At 72.8% G+C, this 18,837-nt stretch carries 19 protein-coding genes; 8 read left to right on the forward strand and 11 right to left on the reverse strand.

What is annotated here, in order from left to right:
- Nucleotides 1-27: 27 nt before the first annotated feature.
- A complete protein-coding gene (locus ABTY56_RS07465) occupies nt 28-876 on the reverse strand; it encodes a helix-turn-helix domain-containing protein (RefSeq protein ID WP_350627415.1) in 849 nt (282 codons plus the stop codon).
- Between the two features lie 112 nt (nt 877-988).
- Here ABTY56_RS07465 and ABTY56_RS07470 point away from each other — a divergent pair, with 112 nt between their 5' ends.
- Together ABTY56_RS07470 and ABTY56_RS07475 are read left to right on the forward strand one after the other, a co-directional pair.
- Nucleotides 989-1,345 carry a VOC family protein gene (locus ABTY56_RS07470; protein WP_350627416.1) on the forward strand — a complete coding sequence of 119 codons (357 nt, stop codon included), beginning with the start codon at nt 989-991 and terminating at the stop codon, nt 1,343-1,345.
- A 17-nt stretch (nt 1,346-1,362) separates the two neighbouring features.
- Nucleotides 1,363-1,809 (forward strand): SRPBCC family protein, encoded by a 447-nt coding sequence (locus ABTY56_RS07475; RefSeq protein ID WP_350627417.1) that lies wholly within the window; start codon nt 1,363-1,365, stop codon nt 1,807-1,809.
- 81 nt (nt 1,810-1,890) lie between these two features.
- Here ABTY56_RS07475 and ABTY56_RS07480 read toward each other — a convergent pair whose 3' ends face one another.
- Nucleotides 1,891-2,643 (reverse strand): SDR family NAD(P)-dependent oxidoreductase, encoded by a 753-nt coding sequence (locus ABTY56_RS07480; RefSeq protein WP_350627418.1) that lies wholly within the window; start codon nt 2,641-2,643, stop codon nt 1,891-1,893.
- Between the two features lie 70 nt (nt 2,644-2,713).
- Between ABTY56_RS07480 and ABTY56_RS07485 the strand changes: the two genes are divergently transcribed.
- Complete coding sequence (locus tag ABTY56_RS07485) at nt 2,714-3,625, forward strand: LysR family transcriptional regulator (RefSeq protein WP_350627419.1); 912 nt, start codon at nt 2,714-2,716, stop codon at nt 3,623-3,625.
- A 2-nt stretch (nt 3,626-3,627) separates the two neighbouring features.
- Here the strand turns inward: ABTY56_RS07485 and thiC are convergent, their stop codons facing one another.
- The 3 genes from thiC to tenA all read right to left on the reverse strand — a co-directional run bounded on the left by thiC (nt 3,628) and on the right by tenA (nt 6,860).
- Entirely contained in the window at nt 3,628-5,442 is a 1,815-nt protein-coding gene (gene thiC / locus ABTY56_RS07490; RefSeq protein WP_350627420.1) for a phosphomethylpyrimidine synthase ThiC, read from the reverse strand.
- A 266-nt stretch (nt 5,443-5,708) separates the two neighbouring features.
- Nucleotides 5,709-5,909, reverse strand: coding sequence for a DUF5326 family protein (locus ABTY56_RS07495; RefSeq protein WP_350627421.1), 201 nt, complete (start codon nt 5,907-5,909; stop codon nt 5,709-5,711).
- Between the two features lie 282 nt (nt 5,910-6,191).
- Nucleotides 6,192-6,860 (reverse strand): thiaminase II, encoded by a 669-nt coding sequence (tenA, locus tag ABTY56_RS07500; protein ID WP_350627422.1) that lies wholly within the window; start codon nt 6,858-6,860, stop codon nt 6,192-6,194.
- 143 nt (nt 6,861-7,003) lie between these two features.
- Here tenA and ABTY56_RS07505 point away from each other — a divergent pair, with 143 nt between their 5' ends.
- Nucleotides 7,004-7,384 (forward strand): phage holin family protein, encoded by a 381-nt coding sequence (locus tag ABTY56_RS07505; RefSeq protein WP_350627423.1) that lies wholly within the window; start codon nt 7,004-7,006, stop codon nt 7,382-7,384.
- A 178-nt stretch (nt 7,385-7,562) separates the two neighbouring features.
- On the opposite strand, the gene ABTY56_RS07510 is transcribed toward ABTY56_RS07505, so the two are convergent.
- The gene (locus tag ABTY56_RS07510; protein WP_502893045.1) at nt 7,563-7,988 is read right to left on the reverse strand and encodes an SsgA family sporulation/cell division regulator; all 426 of its coding nucleotides are present in this window, start codon (nt 7,986-7,988) and stop codon (nt 7,563-7,565) included.
- Nucleotides 7,989-8,147: 159 nt separating this feature from the next.
- Between ABTY56_RS07510 and ABTY56_RS07515 the strand changes: the two genes are divergently transcribed.
- Nucleotides 8,148-8,690 carry an NUDIX domain-containing protein gene (locus ABTY56_RS07515; RefSeq protein ID WP_350627424.1) on the forward strand — a complete coding sequence of 181 codons (543 nt, stop codon included), beginning with the start codon at nt 8,148-8,150 and terminating at the stop codon, nt 8,688-8,690.
- Here ABTY56_RS07515 and ABTY56_RS07520 read toward each other — a convergent pair whose 3' ends face one another.
- The 4 genes from ABTY56_RS07520 to pdhA all read right to left on the reverse strand — a co-directional run bounded on the left by ABTY56_RS07520 (nt 8,691) and on the right by pdhA (nt 14,244).
- Entirely contained in the window at nt 8,691-10,505 is a 1,815-nt protein-coding gene (locus tag ABTY56_RS07520) for a globin domain-containing protein (protein ID WP_350627425.1), read from the reverse strand.
- Between the two features lie 234 nt (nt 10,506-10,739).
- Nucleotides 10,740-12,104, reverse strand: coding sequence for a dihydrolipoamide acetyltransferase family protein (locus ABTY56_RS07525; protein ID WP_350627495.1), 1,365 nt, complete (start codon nt 12,102-12,104; stop codon nt 10,740-10,742).
- Nucleotides 12,104-13,105 carry an alpha-ketoacid dehydrogenase subunit beta gene (locus tag ABTY56_RS07530; RefSeq protein WP_350627426.1) on the reverse strand — a complete coding sequence of 334 codons (1,002 nt, stop codon included), beginning with the start codon at nt 13,103-13,105 and terminating at the stop codon, nt 12,104-12,106. The genes ABTY56_RS07525 and ABTY56_RS07530 overlap by 1 nt, the downstream gene beginning before the upstream one ends.
- A complete protein-coding gene (pdhA, locus tag ABTY56_RS07535) occupies nt 13,105-14,244 on the reverse strand; it encodes a pyruvate dehydrogenase (acetyl-transferring) E1 component subunit alpha (protein WP_350627427.1) in 1,140 nt (379 codons plus the stop codon). The genes ABTY56_RS07530 and pdhA overlap by 1 nt, the downstream gene beginning before the upstream one ends.
- Nucleotides 14,245-14,393: 149 nt before the next feature.
- On the opposite strand from pdhA, the gene ABTY56_RS07540 reads away from it, so the two are divergent.
- Entirely contained in the window at nt 14,394-14,855 is a 462-nt protein-coding gene (locus ABTY56_RS07540) for an Lrp/AsnC family transcriptional regulator (RefSeq protein WP_350627428.1), read from the forward strand.
- A gap of 18 nt (nt 14,856-14,873) precedes the next feature.
- Here the strand turns inward: ABTY56_RS07540 and ABTY56_RS07545 are convergent, their stop codons facing one another.
- Entirely contained in the window at nt 14,874-15,458 is a 585-nt protein-coding gene (locus ABTY56_RS07545; protein WP_350627429.1) for a TetR/AcrR family transcriptional regulator, read from the reverse strand.
- Between the two features lie 189 nt (nt 15,459-15,647).
- Here ABTY56_RS07545 and ABTY56_RS07550 point away from each other — a divergent pair, with 189 nt between their 5' ends.
- Nucleotides 15,648-16,910: a hypothetical protein gene (locus tag ABTY56_RS07550; protein ID WP_350627430.1), complete on the forward strand. Its 1,263-nt coding sequence runs from the start codon at nt 15,648-15,650 to the stop codon at nt 16,908-16,910.
- A 152-nt stretch (nt 16,911-17,062) separates the two neighbouring features.
- Nucleotides 17,063-18,763 (forward strand): phenylacetic acid degradation protein PaaN, encoded by a 1,701-nt coding sequence (gene paaN, locus ABTY56_RS07555; RefSeq protein ID WP_350627431.1) that lies wholly within the window; start codon nt 17,063-17,065, stop codon nt 18,761-18,763.
- Nucleotides 18,764-18,837: the final 74 nt, after the last annotated feature.

Genomic DNA, 18,837 nt, shown 5'->3' on the forward strand with positions numbered 1-18,837 from the left:
ACGGATCATCCCAGGCACGGCCCTGCGTCACCGAGCGGATGTCCGCGCAGCATCGACCGCTGTGCCGGACGGGCACCGGACCGGAGATCGGGCCTCGGACTCCTCGGAGGCGAGCAGCCGGCGCAGGGCTGTGGGTGTGTGCCCCACGTGCTCGCGGATGGTGCGGGTCAGGTGCGCCTGGTCGGCGAAGCCGAGCTGTGCTGCCAGGTCGGCGAGGCTGGGCGCGCCCTCGGTGATTCCGTCCATGGCCCGCGTGACGCGTACGCGGTTGCGGTAGCGGGTCAGCGAGACGCCCATCTGCTGCGAGAACACCCGGCTCAGTCGGTAGGGCGACACCTCCAGCAGCGCGGCCAGTGCGCAGAGCCCCCCAGCCTCCGAAGCCTCTTCGGTGATCGCCTCACGCGCCGCGGCAACCAACGCCCGATCGGCCGGCCCCGGACGCACGACCGGCGGCCCACCTGCCGCCGCCGCGACGAGACGGAGCAGCTCCTCCGTCAGCGCGTAGTCGATGTCGCCGGTGCCCGCGGCGGAGACAAGACGACGGTGGGCAAGATCGACGCGTGCGTCCACGTACACCGTCGTCGCGGGGAGAGGGCGTCCCAGGAGGGAGGGCCTGAAGCTGACCGACGTGCAGACGTCGCCGCCGGACGGGTGCGCGAAGCGCTCCTCCTCGCCCGGCGCGCCCAGGTAGGCCAGGGTCGGGTCCAGATCGGCGTCGGTGCCGTCGGCCCATCGCCGGAACCTGCCGCGCCGTACCAGGACCAGGCGGTGGTCATCGCGGGTCTCCGGCTCCGACCACCGGACGTGGTCGGAACGGCACCCCACCGTCGCCACGGTGAACTCGGGCCGGGCGGCGAGGATCGACGCGGACAGCATGCTGCGGACAGTACGCGTCGGGTACGACAGAACGGCCCGCAAGGATCTTCAAGACCGTCACTGCGGCCACCCCGGATGCTGGGGCCACGTGATGACACGAAGGGAGCCACCAATGGCCGTCCACGCGGAGCTCACCGCGATCACCATCGACTGCGCCGATCCCCGGGCACTCGCCGAGTTCTACCGGAAGGTCACCGGCTGGGACGTGGCGCAGGCCGACGACGACTTCGTCCACCTGGGCCGAGGGCCGGTCCGGTTGGCCTTCCAGCGGGTCACGGGCTACCGGGGACCGGGCTGGCCTGACGCTGCCAAGCACGCCCATCTCGACTTCACGGTCGCCGACCCGGAGGTCGCGGTGAAGGAACTGCTCTCGGCGGGAGCGACCAAGCCCGGTTTCCAGCCCGACGAGGGCCAGTGGATCGTTCTCGCGGACCCCGAAGGTCACCTCTTCTGCCTCGCTTCGTCCTGACCGGGAGTCGATCGCCAATGGCCTCCATCCACAAGGAATTCATCATCGACGCCCGCCCCGAAGCCGTATGGGCGGTGCTCAGCGACTACGGCGCGGTACACGAGCGTCTGGCGCCCGGGTTCGTCATCGACACCCACCTGGGTTCGGACACCCGCACCGTCACCTTCGCCGACGGCACGATCGTCCTCGAACGGCTCGTCGACCTCGATCACGAGGCGAGGCGGGTCGCCTACACCGTGATCGGCGGAAGCCTCCATCCGTCCCATCACCACGCTTCCATGCAGGCCTTGCCGGAAGCCGGAGGCCGAACGAGATTCGTGTGGCACACCGACGTCCTCCCCGATGCCCTGGCCGCACCGATCGCCGAGTTCGTCGAACACGGTTCGACGGTCATCCGCCGCACGCTGGAAGCCGCGCCACCGGCCCGGCCCGACTCGGCACCCACCGGGGGCCCGGCCCGATGACGTAACGGCCGAGCGCCGCCCGGAGGCCGGGAATACCCTCGCGGCGGCGCTCGGCGCGTGTCGGTCCGGTCGCGGATGCGGTCACCAGCGGACCGGGCCGTCGTCGTCGAAGAAACCGCCGGTCGGTCCGTCCGGCCCGAGGGTGGCCAGGCGTACGGCGATCGCCGCGCCTTCGGCCGCAGTGCGGGTGATGGTGTGCCCGAAGGGGAGGTTCCTCGTGAAGTCGGTGGCGCAGGCACCCGGGGCTACGGCGTTGACGAGGATTCCCTCCGGCCGGAGCTCTCTCGCGTACTGCACCGTCAGCATGTTGAGCGCGGCCTTCGCAGCGGGGTAGGCCGCCATCGGCGGCAGACCGGACAGGTAGTGGCCCGGGTCGGTCTGGTTGCCGAGGGAGCCGACTCCGCTGGACACGTTGACGATCCTGGCCGCAGCCGAGCGCCGGAGCAGCGGCAACATCGCGTTGGTCACGGTCAGCACGCCGAAGACGTTCGTTTCGAACACCTCCACCATCGTCTCCACTGCTGCAGCGCTGGGAAGTTGGGCGTCGACGTCTCCGGAGATCCCGGCGTTGTTGACCAGGACGTCGAGCCGGCCGAACCAGGCGTCAGCCTGCAGGGCGGCCTCATGGACAGTCGCCCGGTCGGTGACGTCCAGGGCCAAGGACCTGACATCGGATCCGGCTCCGCGCAGGCGGTCGGCGGCGGCTGCGGCCCGTTTCGGATCTCGCGCGGTCACCAGCACGGTCATGCCGCGCTCGGCGAGTCGGCGGGCGATGGCATGGCCGATGCCCCGGTTGGCTCCGGTCACCAGGGCGATCGTGTTCTCGTTGGGCATGGGCCCAGCTCACCATTCGCAAGCGCCGACAGGCCAAGACCGTTTCGGTCGCGACCGATACCGTGCCGGTATGAGCCGACTGGAGACCCGCGAACTGGCGTACTTCCTGGCGGTCGCCGAGGAACTCCACTTCGGCAGGGCGGCCCGACGCCTCGGCATGGCTCAGCCGCCGCTCTCCCGCGCGATCCGACAGCTTGAGCGGCGCATCGGTGTCCCGCTGCTGCTGCGCGAGAACCGCCGGGTGACGCTCACGGAGGCCGGCCGGGTGCTCGCCGCGGAGGCGGCCATCGTCCTGGAGGCAGCGAGTGCGGCGGTCCGACGCACCCAGCGGGCGGGCCGGAGGGATTCCCGGCTGGTGGTCGCCATGAAACCCGGCGGCGACGGTGACCTGCTGCCTGCCATCCTCGCCGCCCATCCCGCCGAGCCGGGAGCCGCCGAAGTCGACGTCGTGCTGTGCGACGTGGCCGAAAGAGCACGTCTCCTGCGGGACGGCACTGCCGACATCGCGTTCCTGCACAGCCCGTACGAGGACTTCACCGGCCTCGACACCGAGCCGCTGCTCACCGAGCAAGCCGTGGTCGTCCTGCCGCGAACGCACCGGCTGGCCGAGCACACACACCTGCGGCTCGCAGACCTGGCGGGCGAAACAATGGCCCGCTGGCAGGGCCGACCGGGGCAGGACGGATCGGGGCCCGAAGTGCGCGACTCCGCCCAGCTGATGCAACTCATCGCCATCGGACGGACGGTGGCCGTCGTACCCGAGTCGGTCCGCACCCAGCTCCGTAGCGACCTGGCCTGCGTTCCGGTGCTCGACGCGACGCCGGTCACCTTGGTGCTCGCGTGGCCGGACCACTCCCGCTCCCCGGCCCTGGCCTCATTCGTGCGAACCGCCGCGTCCATCGCGGCCCGACGCCGCCCTCATGGCGGAGCGCTGCCCCAGGTGGTCTCGTCGCCACCCGGGACAGCGCTCGCCGAACAGTGAGGTCAGTCCGCCAGCGGGAGGTAGACCCGGTTGCCCTGGGCCTTGAACTCCTCGGACATGGCCTGCATGCCGGCCACCGCCTCGGCGTCGTAGCCGGACGCCACGGCCGTGGCGCCGTCGCCGTGCTCGTCGCGGATCTTCTGGGAGATCTTCATCGAGCAGAACTTCGGGCCGCACATGGAGCAGAAGTGGGCCGTCTTGGCGGGTTCGGCGGGGAGCGTCTCGTCGTGGAAGTCGCGGGCGGTCTCCGGGTCGAGGGCCAGGTTGAACTGGTCCTCCCAGCGGAACTCGAAGCGGGCGTCGGAGAGGGCGTCGTCCCACTCCTGGGCGCCGGGGTGGCCCTTGGCGAGGTCGGCGGCGTGGGCGGCGATCTTGTAGGTGATCACGCCGGTCTTGACGTCGTCCCGGTTGGGCAGGCCCAGGTGCTCCTTGGGCGTGACGTAGCAGAGCATCGCGGTGCCCCACCAGGCGATCATCGCGGCGCCGATGCCCGAGGTGATGTGGTCGTAGCCGGGGGCGACGTCCGTGGTGAGCGGGCCGAGGGTGTAGAACGGCGCCTCGTCGCAGATCTCCTTCTGGAGATCCATGTTCTCCTTGATCTTGTGCATCGGGACGTGGCCCGGGCCCTCGATCATCACCTGGACGTCGCGCTCGCGGGCGATCCGGCCGAGCTCGCCGAGGGTCTGCAGCTCGGCGAACTGCGCCTCGTCGTTGGCGTCCGCGATCGAGCCGGGGCGCAGGCCGTCACCGAGCGAGAAGGTCACGTCGTAGGCGGCGAGGATGTCGCAGAGTTCCTCGAAGTTGCTGTAGAGGAAGTTCTCCTGGTGGTGCGCCAGGCACCAGGCGGCCATGATCGAGCCGCCGCGCGAGACGATGCCGGTCTTGCGGCGGGCGGTCAGCGGGACGTAGCGCAGCAGCACGCCGGCGTGGACGGTCATGTAGTCGACGCCCTGCTCGCACTGCTCGATGACGGTGTCCCGGTAGACCTCCCAGCTCAGGTCCTCGGCCCTGCCGTCCACCTTCTCCAGGGCCTGGTAGAGCGGCACGGTGCCGATCGGCACGGGGGAGTTGCGCAGGATCCACTCGCGGGTGGTGTGGATGTTTCGGCCGGTGGAGAGGTCCATGACGGTGTCGGCGCCCCAGCGGGTGGCCCAGGTCATCTTCTCCACCTCCTCCTCGATCGAGGAGGTGACGGCCGAGTTGCCGATGTTGGCGTTGATCTTCACCAGGAAGTTGGTGCCGATGACGGCCGGCTCCACCTCCGGGTGGTTCACGTTGACCGGGATGACGGCCCGGCCGCGGGCCACCTCGTCCCGCACGAACTCGGGCGCGAGGCCTTCGCGCAGCGCCACGAACTCCATCTCCGGGGTCACCACGCCCCGCTTGGCGTAGGCGAGTTGGGTGACGGCCGCACCGCCGCGACCGCGCAGCGGACGGCGCGGGCGGCCGGGGAAGACGGCGTCCAGGTTGCGCAGGTTCCCGCCGCGCGGCGCGGTGTGCTTGATCCCGTCGTCCTCGGGGCGCGGCTCGCGGCCGTCGTACTCCTCGACGTCGCCGCGCTGGCGGATCCAGGCGTCGCGCAGCGCGGGCAGGCCGCGCCGCACGTCGGGCTCGTACGACGGGTCGGTGTACGGGCCGGAGGTGTCGTACAGCGGGACGGACTTGCCGTTGGTGAGCCGCACCTCGCGGTAGGGCACCCGCAGGTCGGGGCGGGATCCCTCGCGGTAGGCCTTGCTCCAGGCCGGGGTCGGGTAGCCGGTGCGCTCGCTGCTGGGGGCGCTCTGGGCAGACTGCGGCTGTGCTTCGAACGTGGTCATCTGACCTCTACTCCCTACGCCGGCATTACCCGGTCCAGGTTCCTGCGGTCGACGCAGCCGTCGGTCCGTCCGTCGACGTCCCGGTCAGCGTCCTCTCAGCCCGGTGCTCCGAGCTCCCGCGTCGCAGGCGGTGTTGCCTGCACATGACGCCCAACACCGTAGCGAGCCGATTGCCGCTGGTCCAGAGCGGGTCCGCGGGCCGGGAACGGCCGAGGCCCGGCTCCCGTGACGGGGACCGGGCCTCAGGGCGGCGTTCGGGAGGGAGGTCAGCTCTTGGCGGCCTTCTTCACCAGGATCACCACGGCGGCCGCGATGCCGACCACCACCAGCAGCTTGATCGCGAAGCCCACCAGGGCGCCGATCACCCCGAAGACGAAGGCCACGATGTTCCAGGCCAGCACCAGGACCAGCACCGGGATGACGATGTTGCGCACCCACGAGGGCAGCGACTTCCAGAGCTCAGCCATGTCCGTTCCTCTTCTCCCCTCGGGTCGGCCGCCGTCCGGTGCCGCATCCCGCTTGCTTTCGATACTTCGATCGTACGGGGGTCGGAGTGCCGGAACGAGGCCCAACGGCCCGGAGAGAACCCCGAGATCACCCCGACCCCGACCCCCGGGAAGACCCCCCGGGGATCTACGGGGACACCCCCTGGGAGGCCCCCGCCGAACGGCCGGGAACCGGTTCGCCGCCGGTCGGACCGGCGGGCCCCCGGCGGTCCTCTCCGGAGCCGCCGCCGGATCCGCCGCCGGTCAGACCGGCCAGCGCTCACCGCGCCAGGCGGCGTCCCAGAACATCCACTCGTAGCGCGAGGTGGTCACGAAGTGCTCGACCACCTTGCGGCGTTCGGCCGCGGAGAGGTCCTCGCCGATCCGGTCGGTGAGCGCCAGCACCCGGCGGACCACCGACTGGAACGCCTCGTCGCCGTAGGTCGCGATCCACTTGGCGTAGAGCGGGTCGGGGGAGCCCTGGGCGAGCAGCGCCTCGCCGACCCGGGCGTAGATCCAGTAGCAGGGCAGCACCGCGCCGACGGCCTCGGCGAAGGAGCCGCCGTAGACGGTGGCCAGCAGGTAGCTGGTGTAGGCCCGGGTGGTCGGCAGCACCGGTTCGGCGGCGGCCTGCTCGGCGGTGCCGCCGAAGGCGGTCAGGAACTCGGCGTGCATGCCTTGCTCGGCGGCCAGCGCGCCGACCGCGTCGTCGGCGAAGGCCCGGACGTCCTCCTCGCCGGGCGCCTTGGCGGCGCAGACGGCGAGGGCGCGGGCGTAGTCGCGCAGGTAGTGAGAGTCCTGGACGACGAAGTGGCGGAAGGCCTCGCGCGGCAGGGTGCCGTCGGTGAGGCCGGCGAGGAAGGGGTGGGCCAGGATCTCGGCGTAGACCGGCTCGATGGCCGCCCAGAGTTCTTCGGTGAGGCTGCGGGTCATGCGGACGACCCTAGGCGAGCGCCCCGGCGGCGGGGTTCCGGTCCGCCGGCCGGACGTCCGGTCGGCGGCGGGAACGGGCTTTCGACACCAAACCGCCGCGTGGTGGTTCCCCCGGGCGGTGCCGCCTGCCAGGCTTGGGCGGTATGAAGGGTTTCGTCATCAAGACACTGATCAACGCGGCGGCCATCTGGGCCGCCGCCTGGATCGTCACAGGCATCCAACTCGCCCAGGGCAAGGCCGACTGGCAGCACAAGGCACTCACGGTGCTCGGCGTCGCCGTGGTCTTCGGCGTCGTCAACTGGCTGATCAAGCCGGTGGTCAAGCTGTTCTCGTTGCCGCTGTTCATCCTCACGCTGGGCCTGATCACCTTCGTGATCAACGCCCTGATGCTGATGCTGACCTCGTGGGCGTCGGGGAAGCTGGAGCTGGACTTCCACGTGACCGGCTTCTGGGCCGCGCTGGTCGGTTCGCTGATCATCAGCCTGGTGGCGTGGGGCCTGCACCTGGCCCTGGACGACGACTGACCGCCCGTCGTGCGGGGTACGCGCGAGGGGCCCGTACCCGGGTGGACCACCCGGGTGCGGGCCCCTCCGTCATGCCGCGGACGTGCCGCGGGGCACGCCGCAGGTACACGGCGGCCGTCCTCCGCAGGTACGCCGCGGCCGTCCTCCGCAGGCCGCGGGATGTCCTCCGCGGGCCGCCTCAGCCCGCGTTCTCCCGCCCGCGGAGGATGGCCGCGAGCTTGGCGTCGAGCTCCCGCCCGGTCAGCTCCTGCCCCATCGGCACCAGCCGGTCGGTGCCGGCCAGGAAGGCGAGCAGCGGCGCGGACGGGGCCCGCAGCACGGCGTCGCCGGCGGGGGAGCGCAGCACGATGCGCACCTCCGCGGACTCCTCGCCGACCGGGTGGATGTGCACGTCGCCCTCGCCCGCCGGGCCGGTGATCCCGTCGAGCAGCAACTCCCGCGCGAAGAACCAGGTGACCGGTGCGTCGCCGGGCAGGTGGAAGGCGAGCCGGACGGCGTACGGATCACCGGCCTCGTAGACCGCGTCCACCGGGACGCGCAGGGAGAGCTCGTGCGAGACCACGAGGTTCATCACCAGGTACCCCTGGACTCTGCTGTGCTGCATGGCGCCAGTCCCTCTCGTTCTGCCGGCCCGGACCCGGTCGGCGTTTCGACCCGTTCCCGGGGTCTCGACGTATTCCCCGGGTTTCGTCCCATTCCCGGGGTTTCGACGCATTCCCGGCGCGGGAGACTCCAGCACAACGCTCCAGCCCCGGAGGTGGTCATGGGCCCCGAGAACCGAACCCCACCACCGCGCCCGGTCGTGAAGCGGACGGCGCGGGCGATCCTGCTGGAGCTGGACCCGGACGATCCGTACGGCCCGGCGTCGATCGTGCTGATCCGGCGGGTCCGGCCGGGCGCGCCGCACCCGTACTGGATCACGCCCGGCGGCGGGGTCGAGCGCGGCGACCGGACGGTGGTCGAGGCGCTGCACCGCGAGGTGGACGAGGAGCTCGGCGGCAAGATCGTGGACGTGGTGCCCGCCTTCGTCGACACCATCAGCCACACGCACCATGACGACGGCACCCTCCTGCACCCGCACGGGCTCAAGGTGCAGCACTTCTTCGTCTGCCGGCTCGCCTCGATGGACCTCAGCCGGCGGCACGGGCCCGAGGTGACGGAGCCGAACGGCGAGTACGAGGTGGTCCGGCTGCCGTTCACCCGCGAGGGGGTCACCTCGGTCAACGTCGTCCCGCCCCGGCTGCGGGCGTACCTGGCGGCCAACATCGAGGGCATCCGCGCGCTGCTCGCGCCCGATCTCGGGTGATCACCCGGCGGCCAGGTCGCCGACCAGGTCGTGCCGGATCCGCTCGGCCGGCACGCCCGAGCGGAGCAGCACCCCGACGCCCCGGCGCACCATCGCGGGCGGCCCGCTGAGCACCGCGTCGCGGCCCGCCCACGGGCCGAACCGGCCGACCACCTCGGGGAGTTCGCCGGTCAGCGTCCCCTGGGCCGGGCCGTTGCCGCTGCCGGACAGCACCGGGTGCACCGTCAGCCAGGGGTGGACCCGGGCCAGCTCGCGCAGCCCGTCCAGCCCGTACAGCTCGGCGGTGCGGCGAGCGCCGTAGAACACCTCGACCCGGCGGCCGGGCGCGCCGTGCTCGGCGATCTCCTCGACCAGTGCGCGGATCGGCGCGATGCCGGTGCCGCCGCCGAGGCAGAGCAGGTCCGCGCCGCCGGTGTGGTCGACGGTCATCGCGCCGGCCGCCGGGCCCAGCCGCAGGACGTCCCCGGGCGCGGCCCGGTGGACCAGCGCGTTGCTCACCCAGCCCGCCTGGACGGCCTTGACGTGGAAGGTCAGCAGCCCGTCCGGGCGCGGGGCGGAGGCGAAGGAGTAGTGCCGCCAGACCCGCGGCCACCAGGGCGTCTCCAGGCTGGTGTACTGCCCGGCCCGGAAGGGGTACGCCTGGTCCGGGCGGACGGTGATCACCGCGACGTCCCGGGTGGGGCGCTCGTGCCGGACCACCTCGCCCTGCCACCAGGGCGGCGAGGTGCGGGCGGCCTCCTCGGCGGCCTCGATCATGATCGAGGAGATCAGCCGGTAGGCGCGCCGCCAGGCCAGCTCGGTGTCGGTGTCCCAGCGCCCGCCCGCGTACCTGGCCAGCGCCTGCACCAGGCACTCCCCCACCGGGGCGTAGTGGCCGGTCAGGGTGCCGTACCGGCGGTGGCCGCGGCCGAGAGCGCCCAGCCCGGCACGCAGGGCCACCGGGTCCTCGGCGCCGCGGGCGGCGGTGAGCAGGGCGCGGAACAGCCGGTCCCGCTGGACGTCCATGGCGGCGGGGAAGAGCGAGCGGACCTCGGGGTGGTGCAGGAAGAGCAGCGCGTAGAAGTGCGCGGTGGCCCGGTCGGCCACCGGCTCGACGGCCGCGAGGCTGGCCCGGATCAGCTCGATGTCCCGGGCGGTGAGCGGCAGTTCGACGGCGGGGACGAGGGCCTGCCCGACGCCCGGGGGTGCGGCCGGCAGCGCGGGCGGCGCGGCAGGGGGTGCGGGCAGTGCGGCGAGCGGCGCCGCCGGAGGCTGCCCGGTGGAGGTCGGAGCGGCCCAGGCGTCGCTCCAACTGTCCCCGGGTCCAGCCCAGTTGAGACTGGGCGCGTCGACGAGCAGCGGGCGGAAGGCGGGCGAGCTGCCGGTGATCGAGACCGCCTCCGGGTAGCTCGGCGCCGGATGGACCGCCTCCGGGTAGCTCGGCGCCGAATGGTCCGCCTGCGGGTAGCTCGGCTCGGGAAAGCCCGCCGCGGGGACGGCCGGCGCCGGAACGGCCGGTGGCTCGGACGGCATCGCCGGGATCACCGGGCGGAGGTGCTCCGGCCCTCGGGCGTCCGGGGCCGGCGGCCGGACGGCCGTGGGCCCGTCCGCCAGCGGCGCCGGAGGGACCGGCAGCGTCGGCGGCACCGGCGGCGTCGACAGCACCGGCGGCAGGTCCGGCGGGTCCAGCGGCATCGGCGGCCGTACGGCCCGCTCCGGCGACGGCGCCTGCGGCACCGGAGTCCCCTCGGGCGGGAGCTCCGGCAGGCCCGGGACGGAGGCGGCCCCCGCCGAGCCGTGCCCGGTGCGGACCAGAAGTGTTCTGCGGGACTTCACCGCTACGTTTCGAGTACCCAAGAGAATCGTTTCGCCTCCGGCCGGCCTACGCCACCACCTGGCTTGTCTCTGCTGACGCCTAGGCAGCGTGGCACGCCCGAACTGCTCATCCGACAAATCACGCGAAGCCCGGACACCCGGCCCGGCAACGCGCTACTCTCACTCGATCGCGGTCGCCCTGGGTGGCCCCCCGTCCACCCAGGGCAACCGCCGTCCGCTCGACGACGGTGCTCCTCAGAGCTGCCGCAGCAGCATCCCCGGCTGCTCCACGCAGTCCGCGACGAACCGCAGGAAGCCGCCCGCCGTGCCGCCGTCGCAGACCCGGTGGTCGAAGGTGAACGACAGCTGCGTCACCTCGCGCACCGCCAACTCCCCGGCGTGGACCCAGGGTTTGGCCACGATCCGGCCGACCCCGAGCATCGCCGCCTCGGGGTGGTTGAGGATCGGGGTGGAGCCGTCGACGCCGAACACCCCGTAGTTGTTCAACGTGAAGGTGCCACCGGTCAGCTCGGCCGGGGTGAGCGCGCCGCTGCGCGCCGCCTCGGTCAACCGGCCCAGCTCCTCGCCGAGTTGCTCGGTGCTGCGGGCCTGCGCGTCCCGCACCACCGGGACGACCAGGCCGCGCTCGCCCTGAGCGGCGAAGCCCAGGTGCACCGCCGAGTGCCGGACGATGCCCGAACCGTCCTCGGTCACCGAGGAGTTGAGTTCGGGGAAGCGCGCCAGCGCGACCGTACAGATTCGCGCCAGCAGCGCCAGAACGCTCACCTTCGGACCCGGCGTCGCATTCAACTGCCGCCGCAGCGCCATCAGTTCGGTGGCGTCGGCATCCACCCAGCAGGTCGCCGCCGGGATCTCCCGGTGGCTGCGGCTGAGCTTCTCGGCCACCGCCTTGCGCAGCCCGCGCAGCGGGATGACACCCTCCGGCACCACGGGCGCGGCAGGCCGGGCGGCGGCGGCCGGAGCGGCCACCTTGGCCGCGACCGCCCGTTCGACGTCCGCCCGCATGATCAGCCCGTCCGGTCCGCTGCCGGTGAGCGCGGCCAGGTCGACGCCCTGCTCCCGGGCCAGCCGCCGGACCAACGGCGAGATCACCGGCACCACGGCCGGACCGGCCGGAGCCGGGGCCGGAGCCACAACCGCCGCAACCGCCGCAGGCGCCGTCACCGCCGGAGCGGCCACCTGAGCGGCCACGCCGACCCGGCGCCGCCGACCGCCCTTCCCGGTCTCCGCGACGCCGTACCCGACCAACGGCCGCTCGACCTCGGCGGAGGCCGCATGAGCGCGCCCGGCACCCGAACCGGCCGAACCCGCCGACCCGGCGGAACCCACCGGCTCGTCGGCGGCCCCGCCCGACGTCGCCACCGCGACCGTCACCAGCGGAGCGCCCACGGCGATCTCCTCGCCCTCCTCGCCGTACCGCGCGGTGACCACCCCGCCGTACGGGCAGGGCACCTCCACCACGGCCTTGGCGGTCTCCACCTCCACCACCGGCTGGTCGACCGCGATCACCTCGCCGACCTCGACCATCCAGCGCACGACCTCCGCCCCGGTGAGTCCCTCACCGAGGTCGGGCAGTCGGAACTCCCGCACGACGGGCATCATGCTCGGTCCTCCCACTGCAGCCGGGCGACCGCGTCCAGGATCCGGTCCACCCCGGGCAGGTGGTGGTGTTCCAGCATCGGCGGCGGGTACGGGATGTCGAAGCCGGTGACCCGCAGCACGGGCGCGGCCAGGTGGTGGAAGCAGCGCTCGGTGACCCGCGCGGCGATCTCCGCACCGGTGCCGCCGAAGCCGGTCGCCTCGTGCACCACCACGGCCCGGCCGATCGAGCGCACCACCCGGCAGACCGTCTCGTCGTCGAACGGCACCAGGGTGCGCAGGTCCAGCACCGCGAGGTCCCAGCCCTCGGCCTTCGCCGTCTCGGCCGCCTCCAGGCAGACCGGCAGCGAGGGGCCGTAGGTGATCAGCACGGCGGACGTCCCGGTGCGCCGCAGCACGGCCCGGCCGATCGGCTCGACCGGCGCCGCCGGGTCGAGCTCGGCCTTGCCCCAGTAGAGCCGCTTGGGCTCCAGGAAGACCACCGGGTCGTCGGAGGCGATCGAGGCGCGCAGCAGCCCGTACGCGTCGCCGACCGTCGCGGGCGTGACCACGTGCAGGCCGGGGGTGCTGGTGTAGTACGCCTCGGAGGCGTCGCTGTGGTGCTCGACCCCGCCGATGCCACCGCCGTACGGGACCCGGACGGTGATCGGCAGCGGGAGCCGGCCCGCCGTACGGTTGCGCATCTTGGCGACGTGCGAGAACAGCTGCTCCAGCGCCGGGTAGGCGAAGGCGTCGAACTGCATCTCGACCACCGGGCGCAGGCCGTACATCGCCATGCCGATCGCGGTGCCGAGGATGCCGGCCTCGGCCAGCGGGGTGTCCAGGCAGCGGTCCGGGCCGAACTCGGCGGTCAGCCCGTCGGTGATCCGGAAGACGCCGCCGAGCGCGCCGACGTCCTCGCCGAGGACGTGCACCGCGGGGTCCTCGCGCATGGCGTCCCGCAGCGCGGAGTTGAGTGCCTGCGCCATGGAGGCGGTGCGGGAGGGGGCCAGGGTGGACATCAGTGCTGCACCTCGGCCTCGGCGGCCAGCTCGGCGGACAACTGGGCGGCCTGCTCCCGCAGCTGCGGGGTCGGCTCGGCGAAGACGTGGGCGAACAGCGACATCGGGTCGAGCTCCGGGTCGGCGTGGAACTCGGCCCGCATCCGGGCCGCCAGCGCCTCCGCCTCGTCCGCGGCCTCCTGCACCAGCCGGTCGTCCAGCACGCCGAGTTCGCGCAGCGCGCGCTCCATCAGCAGGATCGGGTCGTGCTCCCGCCAGGCGGCCACCTCGGGCTCGGTGCGGTAGCGGGTGGCGTCGTCGGCGTTGGTGTGCGCCTCGATCCGGTAGGTCAGCGCCTCGACCAGGGTCGGGCCGCCGCCGGTACGGGCCCGCTCGACCGCCTCGGCCAGCACGGAGTGCACGGCGGGGGCGTCGTTGCCGTCCACCAGCCGGCCCGGCATGCCGTAGCCGACGGCCTTGTGGGCCAGGGTGGGCGCGGCGGACTGCGCGCTGAGCGGGACGGAGATCGCGTAGCCGTTGTTCTGCACCAGGAAGACCACCGGCGCGTTGAGCACGGCGGCGAAGTTCAGCGCCTCGTGGAAGTCGCCCTCGCTGGTGCCGCCGTCGCCGAGCATCGCCAGCGCGACGGCCGGCTCGCCGCTCAGCCGGGCGGCGTGCGCCAGCCCGACGGCGTGCGGGGCCTGGGTGGCGAGCGGGGTGCAGAGCGGGGCGGTGCGGCTGGCGCGCGGGTCGTAGCCGGTGTGGGCGTTGCCGCGCAGCAGGGTCAGCGCCTCCAGCGGGTCGACGCCCCGGGAGACCACGGCGAGGGTGTCGCGGTAGCTGGGGAACAGCCAGTCGCGCTCGCCGAGCACCAGCGCGGCGGCGACCTGGCAGGCCTCCTGGCCGGTGGACGCCGGGTAGACGGCGAGGCGGCCCTGCTTGGTCAGGGTGGTCGCCTGCTGGTTGTAGCGGCGGCCGACGACCAGGCGTCGGTAGAGCTCGCGCAGCAGCGCCGGATCGTACTTCTCCAGCGCGGGGGTGCCGAGCACCCGGACGGGGGAGAGGTCCGGGAGTAGGGGGGCCGGATCGGTGCGCGGGGCGGTGGCTCCGGGCGCCCAACCGGGCACGAGCGGGTGGTGTCTGTGGTCGAGAACGGTCATCTCGGGGCACCTCCAGGAGTGGCGGGGGCTCCCTACCGATTGTTCGGTCGTCTGTTCATCTTGACCAGAAGCGTGACAAGGTGGTGGACATTCGGCCCGCTGAGCGGTCGACTGGTGGCAGGGTGTCCAATCGGTGAGGGTGGGGGGTCATGTCGGCTGAACAGATGTCCAGACTCGACCGGGTCGACCGGTCGATCCTGCGGCTGCTGCAGCAGGACGGACGAGCCTCGATCCGCTCGGTCGCCGAGCGGGTGCACGTGTCCCGGGCCAATGCGTACGCCCGGATCTCCAGGATGGTCGAGGACGGCATCATCCGCGGCTTCACCGCCCGGGTGGACCACGAACGGGCAGGTCAGGCCGCGTCCGCGTACCTCACCCTGAAGATCGTCCAGAACTCCTGGCGCACGGTCCGCGAGCAGTTGCTGGAGCTGCCCGGGGTGGCGCACATCGCGCTGGTCGGCGGGGACTTCGACGTCCTGCTGCTGGTCCACACCGCCGACAACCGGGCCCTGCGGGAGCTCGTGCTCAACCGCATCCAGTCCATCCCCCAGGTGCTCGGCACCCGCACCATGCTGGTCTTCGAGGAGACCGACCAGGTCCCCCCGGACTGACGGCCGCGCGCCGGCCGGCTACCGCGCCCGCAGCCCGTCGAAGGCCAGGTGCACCACCGCGTCCGCGACGCCGTCGGCGGCCTTGAGCCCCGGCCGGTACCACTCCACGATCGAGTTGATCATCCCGAACAGCAGCCGGGTGGCCAGCCGCGGCTCCACGTCCGCACGCAGCGAGCCGTCCGCGACCGCCGCCCGCAGCAGCTCCGCGACCTGGTGGTCGAAGTCCCGGCGCCGCTCCAGCGCCCACTGCTCCGCGGCCGTGTTGCCCCGCACCCGCAGCAGCAGCGTCACGTACGGCAGCTCCGCCAGCAGCACCTCCGCGGTGCGCCGCACCACGTGCTCCAGCCGCTCCACCGCCGGGCCCTCCACCGCCGCCGGCTCGGCCAGGATCGCGAACAGCCCGTCCAGCGCCCGCCCGACGGCCAGCCGCAGCAACTCCTCCTTGCCGCGCACGTGGTGGTAGATGGAGGACTTGGAGATCCCGGCCGCCCGGGACAGGTCCTCCATCGAGGTGCCGTCGTAACCGCGCTCGTTGAAGACGTCGACGGTCACCGCGAGCAGTGACTCCACGGTGTAGGCGGTGCGCGTGGTGTGATCGGCCATCCTCCGAGTATCCCCGGCCGCCCCGCGCGCTACGCGATCGGGTCCTCCTGGTCCACACCACCCGGGAGGCCAGGCTCCAGGGGCCGTCTTCAAACCCCCGGCGTCGCCCCGCAGGCGAGGGTTTGAAGACGGGCCCTAGACTCTCCGGACGATCCGTCCACGTCCAGAGCAGGCTGGGGTCCACGGCTGATGAACGCAATACCGGCAGTCGCCTCCGACGTGCCCGAGCAGCGCAGCGGGCAGCCGGAGAGCTCGCGCGGCTGGCAGGAGCGCGCCCGTGCGCTGCTGGTCCGCTTCGGGCCGGCCGTGTGGTGCTACGCGCTGCTGAAGCTGGTCGGCTTCACCGTGTTCATGAAGCTGCTCTCCTTCGCCGGTGACTACGCCAAGAAGCCCGCCCGGTTCGGCGGCGGCGCCAACCCCTGGGACGTCCTGGCCAGCTGGGACGGCTGGTGGTACCAGCAGGTGGCCCAGTTCGGCTACCACCCCGCGCTGGTCCCGGTCGCGGGGACGGAGGGGATGAGCGTCGAGCAGAACTCGGCCGCCTTCTTCCCGCTCTACCCGGGCCTGATGCGGATGACCTCGGACGTCACCGGCCTCGGCCTGTACGGCGCCGGGATGCTGGTCTCCGTGGTGGCCTCGCTGTTCGCCGCCGCCGGCATCTACGCCGTGGTGGAGAAGGTGTCCGGGGACGTCCGGGCGGGCGTGATCGCGGCCGGGATCTGGGCGATCGCGCCGGGCTCGGGCGCCGAGTGGGCCGTCTACTCGGACTCCACCTTCGTCGCGCTGGCCGCCTGGGCCTGCTACTGCGTGATGACCAGGCAGTGGGTCGCGGCCGGGGTGATCACCCTGGTCGCCGGGCTCAACCGGCCGACCGCGGCGGCCCTCATCGGCGCCGTGGGCCTGGCCGCGCTGGTCGAGCTGTACCGGCGGGACAGCGGCGTGCTGCGCCCGCTGACCGCGATACTGCTGGCCCCGATCGGCCTGCTCGGCTACGTCGGCTGGGTGGGCTGGCGGATGGGCGAGTGGGGCGGCTACTTCCGGCTGCAGCACGACGCCTGGCTGCACTACTTCGACGGCGGCCAGGGCACCTGGCACGCGATCCGCGGCGTCCTGCTGGGCCGCAACGACTACCCCTTCGCCTTCCCGGTGCCGGACCTGCTGGCCACGCTGATAGTGCTCAGCCTGCCGGTGCTGATCACGCTGATGATCCGGCTGCGCCCGCCGCTGGTGCTGACCGCCTACACCCTGGCCACGATCGTCTCGGTGCTCGGCAGCCTCGGCATCTTCGGCAACACCTCGCGCTACCTGCTGCCCGCGTTCCCCCTGCTCATCGCGCTCGCGGTCGGGATGCGCAAGCTGAGCTGGCCGGTGCTGGCCGCCGTGCTGGGCACCGGCGCGATCGCGTCCGGCTGGTACGGCGGGTACGTGCTGTTCGAGCTGGGCGTGCCGTAGACCCGGGCCACCCGAGCCCAACGGAGGGCGCGTCCGCCACGGACGCGCCCTCCGTCCGTTCCGGCGGATTCCCACCCCTGCACCCTCTTGAGCCGACCGATCGTTCGGTTACTCTGTGACGTGTCCCGTCCTCCCCTCTGAGGAGCGCACAGATGTCCGCAGCGGTCACCCACCCCCTCGTCAGCGAGCTCGTCGAGCGCCACCAGGCCACCCTGGACGCCGCGCTCGCCGCCGCCGCCAAGCGCGACTACTGGTCGCCCTACCCCGAGTTCCCGAAGGCCTACGGCGAGAACGGCCCGGCGGACGGCAAGGCCGCCTTCGACGCCCTGCTCGGCAAGCCCTTCGCCCTGGCCGGCCACCCCACCGACGGCGACCAGGTCGGCGGCGAGGCCTCCCCGTACGGCGTCGAGCTGGGCATCACCTACCCGCACGCCGACCCGGACGCGCTGATCGCCGCGCTCACCGCCGCCCGCCCCGGCTGGGCCGCCGCCTCCCCGCTGGAGCGCGCCGCCGTCTGCCTGGAGGTCCTGCACCGGATCAACGCCGCCTCCCACGAGCTCGCCCAGGCCGTCATGCACACCACCGGCCAGGCCTACGGCATGGCCTTCCAGGCCGGCGGCCCGCACGCCCAGGACCGCGGCCTGGAGGCCGTCGCCTACGCGTACGCCGAGCAGACCCGGCTGCCCGAGCGGGCCGGCTGGACCAAGCCCCAGGGCAAGCGCGAGCCGCTGGTGATGACCAAGGAGTTCACCGTCGTCCCGCGCGGCCTCGCGCTGCTGATCGGCTGCAACACCTTCCCCACCTGGAACGGCTACCCCGGCCTGTTCGCCTCGCTGGCCACCGGCAACCCGGTGCTGGTCAAGCCGCACCCCCGGGCCGTGCTGCCGCTCGCGCTGACCGTCCGGATCGCCCGCGAGGTGCTCGCCGAGGCCGGCTACGACGCCAACCTGGTCTGCCTGGCCGCCGAGCACGAGGGCGGCACCGTCGCCGCGACCCTCGCGGTCCGCCCCGAGATCAAGATGATCGACTACACCGGCTCCACCACCTTCGGCGACTGGCTGGAGGAGAACGCCAAGCAGGCCCAGGTGTACACCGAGAAGGCCGGCGTCAACGCGGTCGTCATCGACTCCACCGACGACTACAAGGGCATGCTGTCCAACCTGGCCTTCGCGCTCTCGCTCTACAGCGGCCAGATGTGCACCACCCCGCAGAACGTGCTGATCCCGCGCGGCGGCATCAGCACCGACCAGGGCGACAAGACCTACGACCAGGTGGTCGCCGACCTCGCCGGCGCGATCGAGGGCCTGCTCTCCGACGACGCCCGCGCCGCCGCCATCCTCGGTGCCGTCGTCAACCCCGGCGTGCTGCAGCGCTCGGCCGCCGCAGCCGGCGGCGAGTACGGCGAACTCGCCCTCGCCCCGCGCGCGGTGACCTCGCCCGACTTCCCCGGCGCGACCGTCCGCACCCCCGCCCTGGTCAAGCTGAACGCCGACAAGCCGGACGACCGCTCGGTCTTCCGCAGCGAGTGCTTCGGCCCGGTCTCCTTCGCCGTCGCCGTCGAATCCACCGCCGCCGGCATCGAGTTGCTGCGCACCACCGTCCGCGAGAAGGGCGCCATGACGGCCTCCGGCTACACCACCTCCCCCGAGGTGGAGGCGCTGCTGGTCGAGGCCGCGCTGGACTCCGGCGTCTCCCTCTCCCTCAACCTGACCGGCGGCGTCTACCCCAACCAGACCGCCGCCTTCTCCGACCTGCACGGCACCGGCGCCAACCCGGCCGCCAACTCCGCCTACTGCGACGGCGCGTTCGTCGCCAACCGGTTCCGCACGGTCGAGATCCGCCGGCACAGCTGAGCGTTCGTCCCGGCACCCCCACCCCCTCCCGGGCCCCGGCGGTCATCCACCGCCGGGGCCCGGCGGTTCACAGC

Origin of the sequence: Kitasatospora sp. NPDC097691 (assembly GCF_040302665.1) — a bacterium.
Lineage (GTDB): Bacteria > Actinomycetota > Actinomycetes > Streptomycetales > Streptomycetaceae > Kitasatospora.

What these genes read in the sequence shown, in the direction of transcription:
- ABTY56_RS07465 (WP_350627415.1), bottom strand. Translation starts at nt 876, where the DNA reads ATGCTGTCCGCGTCGATCCTCGCCGCCCGGCCCGAGTTCACCGTGGCG.
- ABTY56_RS07470 (WP_350627416.1), top strand. Translation starts at nt 989, where the DNA reads ATGGCCGTCCACGCGGAGCTCACCGCGATCACCATCGACTGCGCCGAT.
- ABTY56_RS07475 (WP_350627417.1), top strand. Translation starts at nt 1,363, where the DNA reads ATGGCCTCCATCCACAAGGAATTCATCATCGACGCCCGCCCCGAAGCC.
- ABTY56_RS07480 (WP_350627418.1), bottom strand. Translation starts at nt 2,643, where the DNA reads ATGCCCAACGAGAACACGATCGCCCTGGTGACCGGAGCCAACCGGGGC.
- ABTY56_RS07485 (WP_350627419.1), top strand. Translation starts at nt 2,714, where the DNA reads ATGAGCCGACTGGAGACCCGCGAACTGGCGTACTTCCTGGCGGTCGCC.
- thiC (WP_350627420.1), bottom strand. Translation starts at nt 5,442, where the DNA reads ATGACCACGTTCGAAGCACAGCCGCAGTCTGCCCAGAGCGCCCCCAGC.
- ABTY56_RS07495 (WP_350627421.1), bottom strand. Translation starts at nt 5,909, where the DNA reads ATGGCTGAGCTCTGGAAGTCGCTGCCCTCGTGGGTGCGCAACATCGTC.
- tenA (WP_350627422.1), bottom strand. Translation starts at nt 6,860, where the DNA reads ATGACCCGCAGCCTCACCGAAGAACTCTGGGCGGCCATCGAGCCGGTC.
- ABTY56_RS07505 (WP_350627423.1), top strand. Translation starts at nt 7,004, where the DNA reads ATGAAGGGTTTCGTCATCAAGACACTGATCAACGCGGCGGCCATCTGG.
- ABTY56_RS07510 (WP_502893045.1), bottom strand. Translation starts at nt 7,988, where the DNA reads ATGCAGCACAGCAGAGTCCAGGGGTACCTGGTGATGAACCTCGTGGTC.
- ABTY56_RS07515 (WP_350627424.1), top strand. Translation starts at nt 8,148, where the DNA reads ATGGGCCCCGAGAACCGAACCCCACCACCGCGCCCGGTCGTGAAGCGG.
- ABTY56_RS07525 (WP_350627495.1), bottom strand. Translation starts at nt 12,104, where the DNA reads ATGCCCGTCGTGCGGGAGTTCCGACTGCCCGACCTCGGTGAGGGACTC.
- ABTY56_RS07530 (WP_350627426.1), bottom strand. Translation starts at nt 13,105, where the DNA reads ATGTCCACCCTGGCCCCCTCCCGCACCGCCTCCATGGCGCAGGCACTC.
- pdhA (WP_350627427.1), bottom strand. Translation starts at nt 14,244, where the DNA reads ATGACCGTTCTCGACCACAGACACCACCCGCTCGTGCCCGGTTGGGCG.
- ABTY56_RS07540 (WP_350627428.1), top strand. Translation starts at nt 14,394, where the DNA reads ATGTCGGCTGAACAGATGTCCAGACTCGACCGGGTCGACCGGTCGATC.
- ABTY56_RS07545 (WP_350627429.1), bottom strand. Translation starts at nt 15,458, where the DNA reads ATGGCCGATCACACCACGCGCACCGCCTACACCGTGGAGTCACTGCTC.
- ABTY56_RS07550 (WP_350627430.1), top strand. Translation starts at nt 15,648, where the DNA reads ATGAACGCAATACCGGCAGTCGCCTCCGACGTGCCCGAGCAGCGCAGC.
- paaN (WP_350627431.1), top strand. Translation starts at nt 17,063, where the DNA reads ATGTCCGCAGCGGTCACCCACCCCCTCGTCAGCGAGCTCGTCGAGCGC.